General features: G+C 46.3%; 1 pseudogene. It reads left to right on the top strand.

Annotated features, from left to right (window positions below):
- Positions 1 to 927: pseudogene (locus R7O13_RS24995) on the top strand (ATPase RavA stimulator ViaA); the annotation flags it as partial.

Genomic DNA, 927 nt, shown 5'->3' on the forward strand with positions numbered 1-927 from the left:
TATGCAAGCACGCCGCATGATGGAGAAAAACAAAGGGGTTAATAACCCTATGTTCCCGCATTACTTCTGTGACCAATGGTATCAAAGCCTTGCTGATGCAATTAAACAGGCGCAAGTAAGTGAGTTAGAAGCCAACAAAGAGAAAGTTCTTAACGATCTGTATCAACGTATGGAAACCATGCGCAATATGGATAAAGTGACGGAATCTGGCGACGCTGAAAGCGTAGGGCGCTTGTGGGATATGGCTTCGGCAAAACTCAGCAAAACCGATTTAACGGTGATGAAGCGCCATGCAGAGTTTTTGAAAAAGCACAAAGGCTTGCAAGAAATCGCAGAACAGCTTGGCCGTATGGCTGGGCAAGTGAATGATCCTGACTTAAACCGTGCACCAGCGGAAGAGCTGCAAATGGTTGAAGAAAAAAGCGACGAAGCGACTGATGATATCGTCGGTATCCATGAAAGTGACGATCTCAACAAGCTGCTGCCAAACGAAACCATGTTTTTGGCCTACCCAGAGCTAGAAGTCGTGTTCTACAAGCATCTGGTCGACAAGCGTTTGATGAACTATCGCACGCAAGGTAAATCTCGCACTTTACGTAAAGTCAAAGCGCATCGTCCAGACAACAAAGCTGTGGATATCGAAAAAGGGCCGTTCATCGTCTGTGTGGATGCCTCTGGCTCGATGAGTGGTTTCCCTGAGCAGTGCGCAAAAGCGATGGCGTATGCGTTAATGCAGATTGCACTGGCCGAACAGCGCGATTGTTACGTGATCATTTTCTCTACTGAACACATTACCTATGAGCTCACCAAACAAGATGGTTTGCGTGAGGCGGCGGATTTCTTAACGTACAGTTTCCATGGTGGTACAGATTTGGAGCCAACGCTTATCAAATCCATCGATTTGATGAGTGGAGATAAATACAATAA

The organism is Vibrio sp. Y176 (assembly GCF_033438945.1).